The sequence below is a fragment of the Paenibacillus sp. VTT E-133291 genome (assembly GCF_002264395.1).
In the GTDB taxonomy this organism is placed as follows: Bacteria; Bacillota; Bacilli; order Paenibacillales; family Paenibacillaceae; genus Paenibacillus_AQ; species Paenibacillus_AQ nitricinens.
The window spans coordinates 77,750-95,013 of sequence record NZ_NFVA01000003.1 but is presented as its reverse complement, the minus strand read 5'-3'; the positions used below and the strand labels follow the sequence as shown (position 1 = coordinate 95,013).

General features: G+C 44.4%; 12 protein-coding genes. 10 read left to right on the top strand and 2 right to left on the bottom strand.

Annotated elements, in window-relative coordinates; genetic code table 11:
* Positions 1–36 precede the first annotated feature (36 nt).
* The gene (locus CA598_RS02485; protein ID WP_094868858.1) at positions 37–1,731 is read right to left on the bottom strand and encodes a M3 family oligoendopeptidase; all 1,695 of its coding nucleotides are present in this window, start codon (positions 1,729–1,731) and stop codon (positions 37–39) included.
* Between the two features lie 638 nt (positions 1,732–2,369).
* On the opposite strand from CA598_RS02485, the gene CA598_RS02480 reads away from it, so the two are divergent.
* From CA598_RS02480 to CA598_RS02440, 10 genes are all read left to right on the top strand, one after another.
* A complete protein-coding gene (locus tag CA598_RS02480; RefSeq protein ID WP_094875214.1) occupies positions 2,370–3,554 on the top strand; it encodes a GntR family transcriptional regulator in 1,185 nt (394 codons plus the stop codon).
* Between the two features lie 234 nt (positions 3,555–3,788).
* Positions 3,789–5,054, top strand: a complete 1,266-nt coding sequence (locus CA598_RS02475) for a glycoside hydrolase family 125 protein (RefSeq protein WP_094875212.1) — start codon at positions 3,789–3,791, stop codon at positions 5,052–5,054.
* Positions 5,055–5,098: 44 nt separating this feature from the next.
* Positions 5,099–6,403, top strand: coding sequence for an ABC transporter substrate-binding protein (locus tag CA598_RS02470; RefSeq protein ID WP_094875211.1), 1,305 nt, complete (start codon positions 5,099–5,101; stop codon positions 6,401–6,403).
* A 55-nt stretch (positions 6,404–6,458) separates the two neighbouring features.
* On the top strand, positions 6,459–7,346 hold the full coding sequence (locus tag CA598_RS02465) for a carbohydrate ABC transporter permease (protein ID WP_094875209.1): 888 nt from the start codon (positions 6,459–6,461) through the stop codon (positions 7,344–7,346).
* Between the two features lie 33 nt (positions 7,347–7,379).
* Positions 7,380–8,267 carry a carbohydrate ABC transporter permease gene (locus CA598_RS02460; RefSeq protein ID WP_094868864.1) on the top strand — a complete coding sequence of 296 codons (888 nt, stop codon included), beginning with the start codon at positions 7,380–7,382 and terminating at the stop codon, positions 8,265–8,267.
* 32 nt (positions 8,268–8,299) lie between these two features.
* Entirely contained in the window at positions 8,300–9,031 is a 732-nt protein-coding gene (locus tag CA598_RS02455; RefSeq protein WP_179283564.1) for a glycoside hydrolase family 76 protein, read from the top strand.
* 40 nt (positions 9,032–9,071) lie between these two features.
* Positions 9,072–9,260: a carbohydrate-binding protein gene (locus CA598_RS02450; protein WP_218832577.1), complete on the top strand. Its 189-nt coding sequence runs from the start codon at positions 9,072–9,074 to the stop codon at positions 9,258–9,260.
* A 24-nt stretch (positions 9,261–9,284) separates the two neighbouring features.
* Complete coding sequence (locus tag CA598_RS32845; protein ID WP_256990320.1) at positions 9,285–10,340, top strand: glycoside hydrolase family 76 protein; 1,056 nt, start codon at positions 9,285–9,287, stop codon at positions 10,338–10,340.
* A 12-nt stretch (positions 10,341–10,352) separates the two neighbouring features.
* Entirely contained in the window at positions 10,353–11,414 is a 1,062-nt protein-coding gene (locus CA598_RS32840; RefSeq protein ID WP_256990319.1) for a glycoside hydrolase family 76 protein, read from the top strand.
* 230 nt (positions 11,415–11,644) lie between these two features.
* Positions 11,645–16,252, top strand: a complete 4,608-nt coding sequence (locus tag CA598_RS02440) for a cadherin-like beta sandwich domain-containing protein (protein WP_256990330.1) — start codon at positions 11,645–11,647, stop codon at positions 16,250–16,252.
* 94 nt (positions 16,253–16,346) lie between these two features.
* On the opposite strand, the gene CA598_RS02435 is transcribed toward CA598_RS02440, so the two are convergent.
* Positions 16,347–17,234, bottom strand: coding sequence for a fructose bisphosphate aldolase (locus CA598_RS02435; RefSeq protein ID WP_094875204.1), 888 nt, complete (start codon positions 17,232–17,234; stop codon positions 16,347–16,349).
* Positions 17,235–17,264 lie beyond the last annotated feature (30 nt).

The following is a 17,264-nucleotide window of genomic DNA, read 5'->3' as shown; positions in this document are numbered from 1 at the left end:
ATTGCTTTTTTTGTGATGAGCTTATCAGAGAATGGATTAAAGCTCTTTATCATTAATGCTGTTTAGCCAACCTTCAATATCCCCAATAACGGAGCTAATGCAGCCGTCTTCAAATGGTGAAGTCAGACCCGCTAGTTCAACTAGTTTGATAAAGGACTTGCTTCCACCAGCTTGGCATAGCTCCAAATAATCGCTCCAAGCAGATTTGAAATCTTCGTTCGAACGTTTCCAGAATTGGAAGGCACATAGCTGAGCTAGTGTGTAGTCGATGTAGTAGAATGGCGAGGCAAAGATATGGCCTTGTTTATGCCAGAACCCCCCTTGTTCCAGATAAGTGTTACCTTCATAATTACGATGTGGTAAGTATTTCTTCTCGATGTCTCTCCAAGCTTGCTTGCGTTCAGCAGGAGTTGCGTCAGGGTTGCTATAAACAAAATGTTGGAATTCATCGACAGATACCCCGTAAGGAATAAACTGAAGGCTGTCAGATAAGTGATTAAAGCGGTATTTATCCGCATCTTCCTCAAAGAACAAATTCATCCAAGGCCAAGCGAAAAATTCCATACTCATGGAATGAATCTCACATGCTTCATAGGTTGGAAAAGCATATTCTGGTACATTAATATTGCGGCTTTCATACACCTGGAACGCATGACCCACTTCGTGAGTTAGGACATCAATATCTCCAGAGGTTCCGTTAAAATTCGAGAAAATAAAAGGAGCTTGGTATTGGCTGAAATAAGTGCAATATCCACCGCCTTGTTTTCCTTTTTTGCTTACTAAATCCACCAGATTATTGTCTAGCATGAAGTTGAAAAACTCATCCGTTTCAGGTGAGAGTTCTTTGTACATCTTCTTACCATTAGCTACAATCCAGTCTGGATCCCCTTTAGGTGTAGCGTTCCCAGTCTTAAAGCTAAAGTTCTCGTCGTAATATTTCAATTCATCGAGACCCAGTCGTTCAGTCTGACGTTTCTTTAACTGCTGGGAGACGGGTACGATATATTCAAGTACTTGTTTGCGGAAATTTGCAACCATTTCAGCATTATAGTCGGTACGCATCATACGGTCATAACCAAGCTGAACAAAGTTGCTGTACCCAAGCTTTTTAGCTATGCGGTCACGGACCTTGACAAGCTCGTCATAGATGCGGTCAAATTCAGCCTCGTGTTCGGACATAAAACCAAATCGGGCTTCAGAAGCACTTTTACGCATATCACGGTCTGTAGACAATTCGAATGGTGCGAGTTGAGGCAGTGTACGCTCTTCACCTTCAAAAAGAATCTTGGCAGATGCGATAAGCTGGGAGTATTCTGTTGAAAGTTTATTCTCCAATTGTAAATCTTCAATGATTTCCGGACTAAACGTCCGCAGCGATACTTCAGCAAGCTGGAGTAACTGCGCACCCCATTCCTTTTCAAATTCGGCTCTATATTTGGAATGTACGAGTGCTTTGTAGTAGTCGGTTATGTATTCCTGTACGACAGGCCCGATTTCGTCCATGAATTCTTGTTCGGCTTTGTAAAATTCATCTGTCGTGTTGATAGAATGACGAACGCTAACCAATGTCTGCATCGTGTCAAACTCATTGCGAAGCTTGTTAATGGCAGTGACGGAAGCTTTTTGTACCTCTAGTGGTGATGTGTCGTTGAGATCTTTCAGCAGGGTGTTAAAATCTTGCTTGAATTTCTCTACATCCGGCCGCTCATAGCGGTAATCATCAAATTTCATAAAAAAATCAACTTCCTTTCTATACCAGATAGTCTCTATTATATAATCTGAACAGCCATTTACGATAGACCTGTGTAAGCTTTTTATGCTTGAAAAAAGAACAAATCTACAAAAGTGTAAAAACTTGTTAGATGAAGTGCGGTTTGATATTATCTATGAATATACTAGATCTCATCAAGAAAAAAATGGTCCATCCAGATATACGAGAGCAGCGACCGAAGGGATCAATGGCAGGTAAAGATGGTCCATGGTATATTGAATGTACAAAGAAATCGCTCCTTTGGGAAGGGTTGGGTCGTACCTCCATTTTTCCAAAACGAGCGATTTCTTTGTTTGTTTTTAAAGGATACAAGAGTCAATTCCCGCTTAAACAACGGTCCGTTCATGCAGCGTCCACTTAAGTGCACACGTTAATCCGACTCAAAAAAAGGAGGCGTCCCCGAAGCCATTACTTGGCTTTTGGGACAGCCCCTTATCTCTGTTTCTATACGAATCTTAGAATTTTTCCACTTTAAGCTATACTTCCTTCCTCCCTCTTTTTTTACCTGCTTCCGTTCAAATGTCGACAAACTTAATATATCATGATATATTATTATGTATAAAGATGAAAAAATTAGAGTCAGGAGATAACGAAAGTTATGAATGAGACAACGTCATCCAAACCGATGTATGAAAAAATATTTGATGAAGTAAAGCAGCTTATTGTTAATAAATCCTATGGACAAGGGGAGCGAGTTCCTTCAGAAAAAGAGCTGGCCGAAACCTATAATGTAAGTCGGATTACGAGTAAAAAAGCTCTGGAAATGTTAGCCGCCGAGCATTTGATTGTGAGAAAACCGGGAAGGGGTTCGTTTGTGGCTGATCCGGCAGTTGACTACTTAGATTCAGCTATGTCTTCTGAGACGATCTCCGACGGGACTGTTTTTAATTCCTTTAATCATGAGGAAAAAACGATTGGTCTGATTATTACCGACTTTGGCAACAGTTATGGAACAGGCTTGATTTATGGGATGGAACAGGCTTCCCGTGATAATGATTGCTTCCTCGTTCTACGAAGAACATTTGGCGTACCAGAGAACGAGGAACAGTCTATTCAGAAGTTGCTTAGCCTAGGTGTAGATGGTCTGATTGTTTTTCCGGCTCAAGGCGAATTTTTTAATGCTGAGATTCTAAAATTGGTGATTGGGCGCTTCCCTTTAGTTTTGGTAGATCGCCATCTGAAAGGAGTAGCTGCTGCTTCGATAGGCACGGATAACATACAGGCTGCACTTAAAGGGACGGAGTATTTATTTGATCTCGGGCATACTCATATCTCTTTCCTCTCTCCGCCTCCAGCGGATACGACAGCTCTTGAGGAGCGGGTGGAGGGATTTATTCAAGCGCATGCGGAGCGGGGGATAGCTGTAGATAAAGGGTTGTGGGTTAGTGATTTAACTTCAACATTACCTAATTCCTTTAATGATGCAAATATTGAACACGATATCTCACGGCTGGTTTCTCATATACAAGAGAATCCAACAATAACGGCGCTTTTTGCTGTGGAATATAATATTGCTCTGCTGGCTAGAACTGCGGTTGAACGGCTTGGGCTGCAGATTCCGGGGGATATTTCGATCATTTGCTTTGATAGTCCGCCAACTCCACTCGGCTCGGGTTATTCGTTCACTCATTTGCGGCAGAATGAAGAAGAAATGGGGCGACTCGCAGTTGAAAATGTATTGCAAATTATGAACGGCCAGGCTGTATCGAACAAGATAATGCTGGAAGCTAAGTTGATTTCTGGTGAATCCACAGGTCCTGCTAAATCATCCAATTCTAAATAATTTTATACGATTATCCATAAATTAGTTGCTATGAAAACCTATCTTTTGGGATAGGTTTTTTGTTTGTTTTAGATAGATGTTTATCATTACATAACTATTGATATATCATTATTGATAAATAAACATATTGACATACTAACTACATGACAATATACTAATTTGTGAAAGCGCTTCAAAGGAAAAAGAAAAAAGGGGGTATTATAACTGAAAGCAACCAGAGAAATCCCTGAGTCGATGAAGAAACTGGCATCTAATGTAAAGGTCCAGCTGAATGATCGTCCAAAACTAGCAGAGATGTTCGAGAAATGTATGGCTAATACCTGGAATACAACGTTGAAACGAATGGCGAATGGTACCACTTTTGTCATTACCGGAGATATCCCAGCGATGTGGCTGCGGGACTCGGCCGCTCAGGTTAGACCTTTCCTAATCCTTGCTTCCGAGGATGAAGATATTGCCGACATGATTGAGGGACTTGTACAAAGACAATTCGCCTGCATCCAGCTTGACCCTTATGCGAACGCGTTTAATGAAGAGGAAAATGGGAATGGTCATCAGGAGGATCTAACGGAGATGAGCCCAGGAGTATGGGAAAGAAAATATGAGATTGATTCGTTATGCTATCCGATCCAACTGGGTTATCTGCTCTGGAAGAATACGGGCCGAACTAGTCAGTTCAATGATTCATTTGTTAAGGGTGTAGAAAGAATCATTGCATTATGGACTACCGAACAGAAACATGAGAGCGATTCCAACTATCTTTTTCAACGCCTGAACTGTCCATCTACGGATACATTAGTACGTGAAGGAAAGGGGACGTTGACAGCTTATACCGGAATGACTTGGTCTGGATTTCGTCCTAGCGACGATGCCTGTGAATACGGGTATTTGGTTCCTGCCAATATGTTCGCTGTGGTTGTTTTAGAGTATGCATGTGAAATTGCCCGAGAGATTTTAAAGGATCAAGAACTGGAATTGAAAGCCAGAAGACTTTCTGAACAAATTAATGAAGGAATACGCCAGTATGGAATCGTAGACCACCCAGAGTATGGGTCAGTTTATGCCTATGAAGTAGATGGCCGCGGACAGGTGAATTTGATGGATGATGCCAATGTGCCGAGTCTGCTCTCTATCCCTTATTTGGGTTATGTGAGTGCCGAGGATCCTATCTACAAAAATACCCGAAAGCTTATTTTAAGTAGCTATAATCCTTATTTCTTCGCAGGAAAAGAGGCTGCTGGTATTGGAAGTCCGCATACGCCACCGCGTTACATCTGGCCTATCGCTTTAGCGATTCAGGGAATGACATCTACCAGCGATGAAGAACAGGATTCCTTGCTTAATCTGCTGGAGAAGACGGATGCGGGCACCGGATTTATGCATGAAGGATTCCATGTAGATCATCCGGATGAATATACACGTCCATGGTTTTCTTGGGCAAATATGATGTTCTGCGAGCTGGTGCTTATGCGCTGCGGTATGCAAGTGAAGCGAAGCTGATATTTGCAAGGTTGTAATTATCAACGCTAAAGGGGATTGAGAACATGAAAAAATGGCTGGTTACCATGCTTGCGCTGGTTATGACTACATCTCTTATCGCAGGCTGCGGGGGGACGAACGGATCAATCGATAAAGGAACAGGAAATGCAGGGAAAACTGGAAGTAATGTTGGGAAGAAAACGGAGCTTACCTTTTGGGGTGACTGGGGCGGAGAAGGGCAGAAACAATTCGAGACCATGGTGGATGCTTTTAATAAATCGCAGGATAAGATCCATGTGAAATACGTGCTACAGCAGGATATGATTACGAAATTCCTGACTTCAGCAACGAATGGCGGTACGCCAGATGTACTGTTTTGGGATCGCTGGAGAACATCGTTGTATGCGCCTAAGAACGTGCTGCATCCAGTGGACGAATACTTAACGCGTGACGGCCTTTCCAAAGATGATTTCTACGCTGAATCGCTTCGTGAACTCTCATATGCTGATAAATTATACGGGTTGCCACTTACGGTAGATGCTCGTGCTCTTTTCTATAATAAAAAACTGCTTGCAGATGCAGGACTTCAGCCTCCAACTACGTGGGATGAGCTAGAAGCAGCAGCTACTAAACTGACTAAATGGAATGGTAATAAATTGGAGACCGCAGGGTTCTCTATGGGAGATTTGGGGCTTTTTAATATGTATCTTCAACAGGCTGGCGGCACCATGCTTACGGAGGATGGAAAGACCAATTTTAACAATGATAAAGGCAAACAGGTGCTAGAGTTCTGGGATCGCCTGATGAACAAAGATAAGGTGTATAAAGTAGGGTTCGAGCTTGGACTTGGGGAAGGGCAGGATGCTTTTGTCACAGGTAAGGTTGCTATGTTGTATTCCGGTCCGTGGATGCTCAGCACTTATAACAAATATGGTAAAGATTTAGATTATGGAATCGTTCCCCCTCCAGCTGGACCAAACGGGGATAAAGGCAGTGTGATGGGCGGATTTGGTCTGGTGATTCCAGAAGGTTCCAAACATAAGGATGAGGCATGGGAGTTCATCAAATGGTGGACGGCGAACAAAGATAATGCGCTGCTCTGGGCTAAGACCAGTCTGAATTTGCCGGGCTTTAAGCCGTCCATGGAAGATCCGTTCTTCAAGGATGATCCCAAATGGCAGCCGTTTCTTGAAACATTGGAGTTTGCTAAGGTCCGTCCAAATCACCCAGGTTATTCTGTGATGGAGACCGATGCGTTGGCACCTAATTTGCAGCTCAATCAGCAAAACAAGATGAGCATTGAAGAAACCTTGAAGAAATCTCAAGAAGAGGGCGACAAGATGCTTAAGGATAATGAGGCAGTGAAGTAAGACATTAGAAGCGATGGGGAGGTTCTGCCTCCCTTTTGCTTAGGAGGGGGAGCTAATGGCTTCTATCAGAAGACTTGAAAAACATCAGGCGCGGACGGCTTATTTGTTCATTACACCCACGGTGTTGCTGTTTACAGTATTCACGGTGATCCCCGTGTTCATGGCATTATATCTAAGTTTCACTAACTATGATGTGCTCAGTAGAAACGACTGGATCGGTTTTGATAACTATCGTCGATTATTAGAGGACAATCTGCTGTGGAAAACATTCCAAAATGTATTTCTGTATTCGATTGTTTTCGTCCCATTAAATATCATTATTTCGTTATTACTTGCGATTCTGCTTAGTCGCACATGGCGCGGGGTGAAATTGTTCCGCACGTTGAATTATCTTCCAACACTTACATCCGCAGTTGCTGCGGCTACCGTTTGGATTTGGCTTTTACATCCTGAATTCGGATTAGTTAATGGGTTGTTGTCTTATGTAGGTATAACTGGACCCGCTTGGTTATCCGAGACTCGGACGGCGATGCTGTCGATTATCATGCTCACATTATGGCAGTCGGTAGGTTCGAATATGATTATTTATTTAGCAGGTCTGCAAGGCGTACCTGATTATCTTTATGAATCCGCAAGGTTAGATGGAGCCAATAAGCTCGATTGTTTCCGGTATATTACATGGCCGCAGCTACGACCAACGACCTTTTTAGTCAGTACGATGGCTATTATTGGTGCTCTGCAGTTATTTGATCAGGCTTTTGTACTAACGCAGGGAGGTCCGGCGAATATGACGAAGACTCCAGTCTATCTGATCTATCAGCAGGGCTTCAATCAGCTGCAAATGGGGTATGCGTCGGCACAGGCATTTGTGCTTGCTGTGGCTATTCTCATTTTCTCATTAATTAACATGCGGATCTCAAAGGCGGAAGAGCCCATTGTATAGGGTGGGCTTGCCGAGGAGAAGGAGGTTTAAGGTATGGATAATAGCGGAGGATCGCTACTAAAAAGAAACATAAGTAAATCAATTTATTATATAGCCTGCATTGTTATTGCAATTGTAATGTTCCTTCCCTTTTATTGGAGCGTACTTACATCCCTGAAGCCGGACGAAGAAATATTCGCCATGCCGATTCGATGGTTTCCATCACATATAACCTTTGAGCATTACCGCAAAGCGTTCACAACGGTTCCGTTTGCCCTATTTTTCTGGAATTCACTTGTGCTTGCTGTGGCTGGTGTGCTGGCGAATTTGTTCTTCGGTTCCCTCAGTGGTTACGCGTTCGCGAAGCTGAAATTTAAGCTCAATAAACCGATATTCCGCGTGTTGCTAGCAGCGATGATGATCCCGGGCATTGTGACGATGATCCCGACTGTTTATGTAATGCGTCATCTTCCGCTCTTCGGAGGCAATGATATTTTTGGAAACGGTGGAAACGGATTGATGAACTCCTTCTGGGGGATTATTCTGCCGGGAGCCTCCGGAACCTTTGCGGTGTTCTTTATGCGGCAATTTTTCCTTACACTGCCTAGCGACATGATGGAAATGGCCCGAATCGAGGGTTGTGGAGAATTTAAAATCTTTTGGCGCATTTACTTGCCGCTGACGAAACCTGCACTTGCTACCCTAAGTATTTTCACTTTTCAAGCGGGATGGAATAGTTTCCTATGGCCAATGATTGTGCTGAATGACCCGGATAAAGCGACGATTCAAATGGGGCTTCAGGCCTTTTCGTATAATTTCCAAACCGATTATGGTCCAATGATGGCTGGAGCGTTGGTAGCGATCATACCGATACTGGTGCTGTTTTTAGCGCTTCAGCGTTATTTTGTACAGGGGATAGCGTTCAGCGGGATTAAGGGTTAAGGGCTTCATAACCTATCGGGGAGATGATGTTTGTGTTGAAAGCCTTGAAGAAAACGTCGTTATTCGCACGTGGCGCGTTGGCGGCGGTTTTGCTTATTGCCCCTTTTAGTGGATATCAGCGAGCGGATGCGTTTACGGCGGCCAATGCCGATACGGCTATGAATAGCTTTGTTAATACTTTCTATGATGCATCTGCAAAATATTTCTACACAAACAGCGACCATCTTATTCATTCCGAACATGCTAGTGGTCCAAACGGTGGGCTGTATACCGATTTTTGGTGGGAGGCCCAGTTATGGGAGACGGTCATGGACGCGTATGAGAGAACGGGCAGTAGCACGTATCGAACGATGATCGATGATATCTATACTGGATTTAATACGAAGTATCCCGATATGATGCTCAATGATTTCAATGATGACTTAGGTTGGTGGGCCTTGGCTTGTATGCGTGCTTACGAGATTACAGGCACTGCTGAATACCGCAACCGAGCCTCTTTTCTATTTGACCAAATCTGGAGCGATTGGGATTCGACCTATGGTGGCGGGATATGGTGGAAGAGGGATGGGACCTCACCTCAGAAAAATATGGCTACAAACGCTCCGATGATCATGACAGCCATCAAGCTCAAGACTGCGACTGGAAATGCGGATTACTTATCGAAAGCACAAACGATGTACACCTGGATTAAAAGCAGACTTGTGCGGGCGAATACCATTTTAAAGCCCGGGGAATCGTTCTCGCCCTCGTACATCAAGGAATAAGAAAGCGTCATCTTATCCATCACATAAGCTGCGGCGGTATGTGCATCGGTCAAGTAAGACGGTCATGAGTAATAATTTGATTTTTACAAGCACAGGCGGCTGGAGTAATTGGAATACGGTCATGCTGAATGTACCTCTGAACGCTGGCTATAATTCGATTGAGATCGGCTTTGATACGGCCAAGGGCAATAATAACTATTTGAATCTCGACAAAATGACAGGTCTATAAGATCGGAATAGGGAGAGCGTCTAAATGAACAAATTGGAGATTGGGGTTTGGGAGGAACGGGCGAATCAAGCGCAGGAAGCGTTGGATACGTTATTCTGGAATGAAGCAATCAAAATGTATAATATCGAAACACCATGTCCAAACGGAGTATGCAATACGATTTTTCATTATTGGTGGATGGCTCATGCCGTGGATGTACTCGTAGATGGATTACTGCGAACAGGAGAGAAACGGTACGCCGAAAGGCTTGCCGCGCTTCACACAGGTCTTCTTAAGCGGAATGGGGGAGTGTGGCCTAATGAGCTGTATGATGATATGGAATGGATGGCTCTTGCATGGCTGCGTGCATATGAGGCAACAGGACTAGAAGTTTATAAAGAAACAACCCTTCTTCTATGGAAAGACATCCAGACGGGCTGGAATGAGCATATGAGTGGTGGGATCGCTTGGCAGAAGACACAGTTAGATTATAAAAATACACCTGCCAACGCACCTGCTGCTATTCTTGCAGCGCGGTTGTATCAAGCTTTTGGAGAAGCTGAGGATCTCGACTGGGCGCTAAAAATATACAACTGGCAAAAAGGGCATCTCGTAGACCCGGAGACGGGATTTGTATGGGATGGCATGAATCGAACCGGCGATGGCTTGATTGATAAGGATTGGAAATACTCCTACAACCAAGGTGTCTATATTGGTGCAGCAGTAGAACTGTATCGTATCACTAAAGGGCAGGGTTATTTGGATGATGCTCGCCAAACCTTTACTTCTGCTGCCCGTGAGCTCGCTGAACCTCAGGGCGGTGTTCTTCCTGACGAAGGGAATGGTGACGCAGGACTGTTTAAAGGGATCTTGATCCGCTATACAGCAGAATGGGTCAAGATGGACTTTACAGCAGTTGAAGCTGTTGATTTCCTGCGTACAAATGCTGAATGTCTCTGGGAACAAGGGAAGTCCGTTGACGCAGTCTTGTTCGGTACAGATTGGACTTCGGCATCCAATGGTGTCATCCAGCTAAGTTCCCAACTCAGTGCGATCAAGTTACTGGAGAAAATGAGCGAATTGACTAAGGAACAGGTCTGAGGTGATCTATTTATGACACAACCGAAGGAAACGCTGGAGATGATCAACTGGAAGGAACGGGCGGAATGGTTCCAACAATGTATAGAGCGCAATTATTATAATGCTGAGACGGGTATCATGAACCAATGGTATCCCAGAGCGTATAACGTTGAGGGCGAGAATTTTTATTATTGGTGGCAGGCGCATGTCATTGATATTCTTGTGGATGGTTATGAGCGCAGCGGAGATCCTGCTTATTCCTTGAGAATTAAGGAGCTCAGTCAGAGTCTTGCAATCTATAACGGTGGGACGTTCTTGCATAATTATTATGATGATATGGAATGGACCGCATTGGCGTTGTTGCGTGCTCATAGAGTCTCGGGTGATGAAGCTTATTTAAGCGCTGTACTTGATCTGTGGGCGGATATAAAAACCGCTTGGAACGATAAACTCGGTGGGGGAATGGCGTGGAAGAAGGATCAGCTTGACTATAAAAATACGCCTGCCAATGCGCCCGCTGCCATTCTAGCCGCCCGTTTATATGAACTTTGTCATAAACAGGAAGATCTGGAGTGGGCACTCCGCATTTATGAATGGAACCAGAAGAATTTGGTTGATCCGGCTACAGGTTTTGTGTGGGATGGCATGAACAGACTTGGGGACGGACAAATCGATTTCGATTGGGAGTTCACGTATTGTCAAGGTGTGTTTCTAGGAGCTGGTCTAGAGCTGTATAAGAATACGGGTGATGTCCACTACTTGGAAGATGCGAATCGAACCGCCGAGGCTTGTATAGAACGTCTATGCAATAAGGATACACTGATGCTTCCTGATGAAGGGATTGATGATACAGGGTTGTTTAAAGGGATTCTGATCCGCTACTTCGTACAGTTGTGTAAACAATCTCCTGAGGCAGCCCGCATTTATGAGGTAATAATGGCCAATGCTAACCGCTTCTGGGAAGTGGGGCTGGATAAACAGTTAGGTCTTTGTAGTCCATCGTGGGAAGTGAAACCGGATCTTCCGGTTCAGCTGAGCGCCCAGCTCAGCGGCTTGATGCTGCTGGAGGGTGCAGCGGCACTGATGGAAGTATAAGATACAGGTTTTAAGATAACCAAAATGTTAGTGAATTTAGGGATTTACCTTGCCTGTAGGCGTGGTGAAGCCCTTTTTTGCGTGAGATAAAATATCTAATCATGCATTTCGTTTTACGTTCCTATGACATTCAGTTGATATAATGATCTGAATTTTGAAATGGGAGAGGGGTCAATCAATTTGAAAAAAAAATAGTTCAGCGCTGGATTTCTGTCGCCCTTGTGACAGCAATGGTGGTGCAATCCTTATGGGTTCTGTCGGGGACGGGCTATGCGGCCGCAGAATCGGCGAACACCGATAATCTGGCGGAGAACATAGTAATCAGCCATTTTTATGGAGGGAAAAAAGACGATGTTCTCGATGTGTACTCAAGCGACTTTGTTGAATTATTTAATCCTACATCGAAGCCTGTTTCATTAAACGGCTGGTCTATACAATTCGCTGATAACCAGAAAAACAACTGGAAGATAGCAAATTTAGGCGCACCGACAGCACAGATTCCTGCTTACGGCTATTATTTGGTAGCGCTTGGCAGCAACGGAAGTGTCGGAGCTGAATTGCCACAAGCGGATGCCGTGGAGAGTTCTTTTAAACTAGGGAATAACAGCGGTAAGCTAGCCCTATTAAATACGAACCAAAAACTAACCGACAATGATCCGATGAAAGATTCGCTAAAGGATAATGTCGTGGATTTCGTTGGCTACGATGCGGTAGATGCATTTTGGGGAAGTCCAGCGCCGCAGGCTGGCAAGCAAAATACGATGCAGCGCTTAGTGTTCGATCCATTGGAGCCTGTGACCTACCAGACTTCGGCATCCTTCCCGAATAGCGGAAACAACTGGGATACGAAGAACAACGGAAAGGACTTTGAAAAAGTCAAAGGCGCAAAGGCCCGGAATTCCAGCAGCCCGGCGGCTTATGCTTTTGTGGAGAATAATCAGACTGTACAGATGAAGTCCAGCTCTGCCGTAGATTCAGATCATAATACTATTATTCTGAAAGCCTTCAATGCTGTTCTAAAACAGGGAGTATGGGCTTCGGCTGATTTCAACGTATTCGGTCTTCCGGCAGGTTTATCTGCAACGGCAGCCGCTAGTGGAGATCAAATCACTATTACGATTTCTGGAAATGCCTCTGGCAATTTAGATTCTGATGCCAATCTTACGTTTAATATTCTTCCTGGGGCATGGAATCAGGCCAACAAGCCTACTGAACCAGTGAGTGTTTATCAAAAGACCAATACAGTGACCTTGGCTAAGTTTACGCCTTCCAATAAAATTGTTGCTGTTCCAGATTCCTCTGCGATCCCTATGAGCAGCGCGAAGAATGTAAACGCACTTCTGCGGTTGCAGGTTAATGCAGGTGTTGCTGTTGATGGCTCGCTAAGTGCAAATGCTTACAGCGTGGAGGGGCTTCCTGCAGGAGATTGGAAGCTTACGGCTGAAGGACAAAGCAGCAGTAATACGATCACTATCGCCATCTCTGGTGCAGCAACATTACCGGTTATGGACACTGTGCCGCTTAATGTGACTTTGAAGCCGCAGGCAGTACAGGATAGTGGTTGGATAGAATCCGATGCTATCGGAATCTCATTACTCCGGTATAGTCAACCTGTTCTTTCTGACGAAGCTCGAAAGCAAGTGGTTGAACAAAGAATTATAGCGGACAATACCGGATTTAATGATCCGGTTACTAAAGCATATAAATATGGAAGTGATGCGATGGGAGCTAATGCTTATACTTTTTTACGGGGTACGAATTCATTGTTCAAATCCGATCAGGCGAATCATCTCATTCCATCCCCCGATTCGGTTATCGCAGGGTGGAAAGACAAAGATATTCAAACCTACACACAAGGTGATGCCCATATTCAGAATGTGGGAACCTTTAATGACAGCACAGAAACGATGGTATTTAGTCTGAACGATGTGGATTCTGCGGGAATCGGAAGCTTCTATAACGATTTGGTTCGTTTTGTGACAAGTGTTTACGTCGTGAGATATGATAAAGACAGCTCTGGCATCTTAAATTTACAGGACGCTGATTTCCGTGAAGTATCTGATAAATTCTTGGAAACGTATAAAGATACTCTAGTAGAAATTAATAACGACAATAGTAAGAAGACTACCAAGTTGACCAAAAGCAATGTCACGCCCTATACGAAAAACGTAATGGACAGTGTCTCCAAGGTGTCTTACCCTGAGGCACTGCAAAAACTATTAGGTAAACGCACCTTGAACGGAAAACTTAACATTGCCGGCAATTCGGATAAGTTTGAACTTGCGACTGAGGCTGAAATGACATCCTTGCGTGCAGATTGGGAAAATTATAAGACTCAGGTCAGAGGGAATTTCCCGAACCTAACCGATGAGCAATTTGAGGCTTATTTCACCATCAAGGACATCGCACGCCGCATCCACCAAGGGATAGGCAGCATCGGTGTTGAACGCTATAACGTGCTGATCGAAGGTCGAAGCGTGGCGAACACGGATGACATCCTGCTTGATGTGAAGGAGCAGAATACCAGCGCGTACATCTCCAAAGACGCTTATATCAAGACAGCGGTAGACCCTGATATTTATCTGGGTGTAGTCGAAGCTGCGAACCGTTCTTATCTGATCCGGGAAGTCTCGCCTTATAAAGGAGATTACACAGATAAGCCATTCAAAAATAAAGATGAATTGGAGCAATATTTAATAGATGCGGCAAAAGCCTATGCTTATTCGGATTCTCGTCTAGACAAAGTATCCGAAGCACTGAACTACAAATTTGAAGAGCGTTTTGTAACAGATGTACTTCCAGTGTGGAACGATCTTAAGAGCTTTATTCTGAATGCTGCCGAGGATTATTCACACCAAGTGGTAGCGGATTTTGCATTAGTCCAAAGCGATATGCTGGCAGGCAAGCTCATTGATGTCTCGACACTGAATGATTTGACTGTTCAGACAGGTACGTTATTCCCGTCATTCGCTACCGGTATCACCCAGTATGCAGTTAAGGTAGAACACTCCGTCGATTCTATTGAACTAATGGCGAAGGCTACCGATGACAAAGCGGAGTTGACTGCCCAAGGACAACCCTACAGCAACGGAACCGGAATATCATTTGAGCTTTCAGTTGGAACGAATGAAATCCCATTCACAGTGACGGCACGGGACGGCTCTACCAAGACTTATACCGTGATCGTGACAAGATCTAAGGCAGAAGAAGTGAAAGGTGTTACAGACTTGAGTGCTCTTACATTATCTAGCGGCACATTGGACCCTTCATTTGCTTCAGAAACCACCGAGTATTCGGTGCATGTGAATAAGGAAGTAACAGGCATTACGGTAACAGCTAGTGTGTACGATAGCTCAGCCACACTTACGGTGAATGGTAAACCGTCCACAAGCGGCCAGCTCAGTGACATGATTCATCTTGAGGTTGGAAGCAACAACATTCCGGTTGTGGTGACCGCGGTCGATGGCACGAGTAAAACCTACAACGTAGACGTTGTAAGAGGAGCTGAGGAAGCAGCCAGTCATGACATGGATTTAAGTGCTCTGATCCTGTCTAACGGTATACTGAACCCGGCCTTTAAACCAGAGGTAACAGACTATACTTCTAAAGTGGGCAATGAAGTGTCCAGCATTACGGTAACAGCAAGTGTATATGACAGCTCTGCTGCCTTTACTATAAATGGTACTCCGGCAGTGAATGGACAAACCAGTGAAGCGATTTATTTGAATGTTGGCAACAATGTTATTCCAATTATAGTGACATCATCAGACGGTATCCGCAAGACGTACTCTTTGACTGTGATCCGAGCTGAAGCTGTTACAACGTTACCAACGGAGCCTTCTAATCCGTCGACCTCGACAGGAGGGACGAATCATGTTAATCCTTCGGTCAATAGCGGAACAGTCACAGTAAATGGTGGTGTACTGTCTTTGAACGGGATAGAAATTAATGTTCCGGCTGGGGCAAAGGATAAAGGATTTACGGTAACAGTAACTAAACTAAGTGATATCTCGAACCTTTTCACTGAAGCTGAATTGATATTGCTGGGTGATATTTATGAGATCATCAAGAATGTGGAAGGGGATTTTGCTAAAGCGATCACAATTACACTACCTTTTGACAAGCAGAAAGTGGACTTTAACAAATCCGATGTAGGGTTGTACTGGTTGAACGAGCAGACGAAAAAGTGGGTGAAGCTGGATAATCTGCAACTGGATCTGGAAAGTGGAACGGTGTCGGGAACAGTTACGCATTTTACGAAATTTGCTGTTCTGGTCTCTGATAAAACAGTGGCCCCGACCCCTTCACCGGATGCGGATTTTGTTGATATCAAGGGACATTGGGCTGAAGCAAGCATCAGAGATTTGGTTAAACTTGATGCGATCAATGGCTATCCGGACAATACTTTTAAACCAGATAGTAAGATTACAAGAGCCGAATTCGTAACTATAATCGTCAAAGCCTTCCAGCTTCAGGCCGAAGTCGGCAAAGTGTTTGGCGACACGAAGACGCATTGGGCTAATGAAGCCATTGCAACAGCGGCAGCACTCGGAGTTGTTAATGGTTATAACGCTGGCAACTTCGGACCAGATGAAATGGTTACTCGTGAGCAGGTAGCTACAATTGTCGTTCGCGCAGCGCAGCTTGCAGAAGCAAATATGAGTATGAACTTCTCGGACAGCGCCAAGGTCTCCGCCTGGGCTCGTCCTGCGCTGGGTGCAGCTATAGCTGAGGGACTTCTTAAGGGATATACAGATGGTACATTAAAGCCGCAGGGCAGTACTACTCGTGCTGAAGCAGCAACTATTATTCTGAGAGCACTAGCTTTGAAAAAGTAAATCCAAATGAAAAGGGCTGTTTCCTGGCAGGCATTCACCTGCCAAGGAAACAGCCCTTTTACGTGTCTGGCATCTTTACGAAGAGAATAGCTGCTTATTGATTAGAGGCAGCATATATCGCTTCTACAGATTTGGAGAGGAGCGCGTTAAACTCTTCGTCTGACTGCCCGGCGCTTAGTCCTTGCGATAACGCACGCGAGAAGCTGGCGATTAATCCTTGATTACGGGCGAGTTTATCGTTGGCCTCTGCTTGTGTGTAACCGCCGGACAAAGCGACAATTCTTAAAACGTGAGGATCATCCATTAATTCACGATAGAAGTTATTCTCCGTGGGAATGGAGAGCTTAAGCATGACCTTCACATCTTTGCCCAGCTTAGACAATTGAGCTGAAAGTTCTTCTTTTAACAGTTTTTCGGACGCTGTTTTATCATCAGAATGGATATCAACCTCAGGTTCGATAATCGGGACCAGTCCCGCTTCTAAAATTTGCTTGCCGACTTCAAATTGCTGTTCAACCACTTTTTTGATGCCGGAAGGATTGGCTTCTTTAATCACCGAGCGCATTTTCGTTCCAAAGATACTCCGTTCGTTGGCCCGCTTCAGAAGATCACTTAAGCCGGGAATTGGCTTCATGAGCTGTACCCCGTTTTCTGGTTCGGCAAGTCCTTTATCGATTTTCAAAAAGGGCACAATGCCTTTTTCCTCCCACAGATAATCAGCAGTATATTTTCCGTCGATGAGACGGTCCATTGTGTTCTCGAATAAGATGGCACCCAGTATATACTTCGAATCAAATGCAGGGCTCTTGATAATGCGCGTTCGCATCTCGTGAACCATTGCATACATTTGATCTTCATTGGAGTAGCTGTCCTCTGTAATGCCATATTGCAGCAGCGCTTTAGGTGTACTTCCACCACTTTGGTCCAAAGCAGCTATAAATCCCTGTCCCGTCCGAATTCGATCCCATTGTTTCATATTCATGAAAAAATCTCCTTCCTTTCGTGAACTGAA